Source organism: Pseudomonas sp. K5002 (assembly GCF_013386655.1).
GTDB lineage: Bacteria > Pseudomonadota > Gammaproteobacteria > Pseudomonadales > Pseudomonadaceae > Aquipseudomonas.
This window is the reverse complement of record NZ_JACARK010000211.1, coordinates 1-2,483: the sequence shown is the minus strand read 5'-3', so window position 1 is coordinate 2,483 and position 2,483 is coordinate 1. Positions and strand designations below refer to the sequence as shown.

Annotated in this window: 3 protein-coding genes; 2 read left to right on the top strand and 1 reads right to left on the bottom strand. The window is 62.1% G+C overall.

Annotation, left to right across the window (positions count from 1 at the left end):
- A partial coding sequence (locus HX846_RS11635) for a LysR substrate-binding domain-containing protein (protein WP_256739806.1) occupies positions 1-215 on the top strand: 215 nt, incomplete at its 5' end.
- A gap of 126 nt (positions 216-341) precedes the next feature.
- On the opposite strand, the gene HX846_RS11630 is transcribed toward HX846_RS11635, so the two are convergent.
- Positions 342-1,214 (bottom strand): LysR substrate-binding domain-containing protein, encoded by an 873-nt coding sequence (locus HX846_RS11630; protein WP_003212428.1) that lies wholly within the window; start codon positions 1,212-1,214, stop codon positions 342-344.
- 266 nt (positions 1,215-1,480) lie between these two features.
- Between HX846_RS11630 and HX846_RS11625 the strand changes: the two genes are divergently transcribed.
- On the top strand, positions 1,481-2,483 hold a 1,003-nt coding region (locus HX846_RS11625), incomplete at its 3' end, for an MFS transporter (RefSeq protein WP_178965417.1).

Genomic DNA, 2,483 nt, shown 5'->3' with positions numbered 1-2,483 from the left:
TGTTGCTGGAACTGGACAGCCGTGAGGCGGTGACGGAAGCGGTGGCGGCCGAGTTGGGGGTTGGGGTGGTGTCGTCGATGGAAGTCAGCCGGGATCCGCGGGTGCACGCGATTCCGATCCAGGGCGAGGGGCTGGTGAACCGGCATGTGATCGGGTGCATGGAGCGGCGGCGGGAGTTGCGGTTGATTCAGGCGTTTTTCGAGTTGGCGCCCTGAGTGGGGGTTGGCTTGAGATCTAGTTGGCCCTTTCGCGAGCAAGCCCGCTCCCACATTCGACCGCGTTCCATCGGTAGAACTCGGTCAACTGTGGGAGCGGGCTTGCTCGCGAAGGGGCCCTCAACTTCACCGCAAACTTTCCCGCACAATCTCCAGAAACGTCGCCACCACCCGCCGCGAACTCTGCTCCTTCAAGCACACCAGTGTTTCCTTCATCCGCTGCGTACAGTCACGGATCGGCATCGCATACACCCGCGAATCTGCGCCAAACTCCGCAGCCGACACCACCCCCACGCCAATCCCCACCACCACCGCCTCCCGCGCGGCTTCGCGGCCTTCCACCTGGATCGCCGGGCGAATGCGCAGCCCGGCCTGGTGCATTTCCTGCTCCAGGGTCTGGCGGGTCACCGAGCCGATTTCCCGCAACACCAGCGGCGTATCGTCCAGGTCCGCCAGGCAGATCGACTCGCGGCCCGCCCACGGGTGGTTGCGGGCGACAAACGCGAGCAATTGGTCATCGGGCAGCGGCAGTGACAGCAGCCGCTCGTCGTCCACATCGCGCCCCAGCAGCGCGAGGTCGGCCTGGTAGTTGTACAGGCGAAACAGTGATTCATCGGTGTTGCCGGTTTCGATTTTCACGCTGATGCCCGGGTACAACTGGCAGAAGCGCGCAATCTGCGGCAGCACATGCACCGGGGCGTCCACCGCGAGTGTCAGGGTGCCGGTTTGCAAGGCGCGGGAATCCTGCAACAGCTCTTCGGCTTCCGCCGCGACGGCAAACAGACGCTGGGTGATGCTCAACAGGCGCTCGCCGAGGTCGGTCAAGCGCACCGAACGTTTGTTGCGATGAAACAGCAGCACGCCGAAACGTTCCTCAAGCTTGCGCACCTGGTCGGAAATGGCCGGCTGGCTGAGGAACAAGCGTTCGGCTGCGTGGGTAAAACTGCCGTGTACGGCCACCGCATGGAAGGCTTTGAGTTGCGCGTGAGACACCGACATCGCGAATCCTCTTACAAGCTCAGCTTATATTTGAAATACAATAAATCGATTTTACCTATTAGTCAGCCATTGCTTTGATAGCCCCAGTCGCCGTAGGTCGAGTCCTACACCTTCGGCGGCCATGGGTCTTCTGCGTGCTCACCAGCGGGACTCATCTGACCAATACCGCGCCCCTCCAAGCGCCGGTACTGCAGTGCTCAACAATAAAAATACAGGCGTTTGCTTTTCATTCTGCCGGCACACTCAAACCCGAGGTCAGAACCACCATGAATACTCCCTTGAGTCACATCAAGCGTTGGCGCGTGCAGATTTTCGCCATCACCTGGCTGGCGTACGCGGCCTTCTATTTCACCCGCAAGGCTTTTTCGGTGGCCAAGCTGGGGATCGTCGACGACCCGAGTTTCCCGCTGGACAAGATGATGATGGCCAACCTGGATGGCATCTACCTGGCGGCCTACGCCGTTGGCCAATTCACCTGGGGCATGCTCGCCGACCGTTTCGGGCCGCGTGTGGTGGTACTCGGCGGGTTGCTGATTTCAGCCGCCGCCGCCCTGGTGATGGGCACGTTTGCCACGTTACCGATCTTTGTCACGTGCATGTTGATCCAGGGCCTGGCCCAGTCCACCGGCTGGTCCGGGCTGTGCAAGAACCTTGGCAGTTTCTTCCCGGCGCAGCAGCGTGGCCGGGTGCTGGGTTTATGGAGCTCGTGCTACGCCTTTGGTGGCCTGGTGGCGTCGCCGTTTGCCGGATGGTGGGCGTATACGCTGATCGGCACCTGGCATGCGGCATTTATCTCCAGTGCGGCTGTGGTCTTCGTGGTCGCGGTGCTGTTTTTCATTTTCCAGCGCAACACGCCACAGGATGTGGGGTTACCGGCAGTGGAACCGGAACCGGAACAGACTGCCGCCGAGAAGAACGCCAGTGTGCTGGAGCCGCTGCGGGCCATCTTGCGCAACCGTACTGTGTTGACCCTGGGGCTGGCGTACTTTCTGTTGAAACCGGCGCGTTACGCGATCCTGTTGTGGGGGCCGGTGATTGTGTATGAGCAGATGCCGTCGGTGGGCAAGGTCGGCGCGGCGATTGTGCCGACGGCGTTCGAGCTGGCGGGGTTGCTGGGGCCGATCATGATCGGCATGGCGTCCGACAAACTGTTCGGCGCCCGGCGCATGCCGGCCTGTGTCCTCAGCCTGCTGGCACTGACCGTGGCCCTGGCGTTGTTCATGGGCGCCTTGCACACCGGCAGTGTGGCGCTGGTGATGGCGCTGCTGT

Coding starts and splice junctions, on each gene's coding strand:
- HX846_RS11630 (WP_003212428.1), bottom strand. CDS start 1,214: ATGTCGGTGTCTCACGCGCAACTCAAAGCCTTCCATGCGGTGGCCGTA.